At 42.6% G+C, this 265-nt stretch carries 1 protein-coding gene; it reads right to left on the bottom strand.

From position 1 onward, the window contains the following. On the bottom strand, nucleotides 1-265 hold a 265-nt coding region (locus AC25JC_RS17375), incomplete at both ends, for a GTP-binding protein (RefSeq protein WP_486924520.1).

Raw genomic sequence — 265 nt, 5'->3', positions numbered from 1 at the left:
AAGAGCAGAACCACGGATTACTGGAGTGTCGTCGCCTGGGAAGTCATAAGTAGAAAGAAGTTCACGAACTTCCATTTCTACTAATTCAATTAATTCTTCATCATCAACGATGTCACATTTGTTCAAGAACACAACGATGTAAGGTACACCTACCTGACGAGAAAGAAGGATGTGTTCACGAGTTTGTGGCATTGGACCATCAGTCGCCGAACAAACAAGGATCGCACCATCCATTTGCGCAGCACCAGTAATCATGTTTTTAACA

The sequence above is a fragment of the Acinetobacter sp. P37 genome (assembly GCF_057480965.1).
The sequence above is the reverse complement of the archived record's forward strand: the minus strand, read 5'-3'. Positions and strand labels throughout refer to the sequence as shown.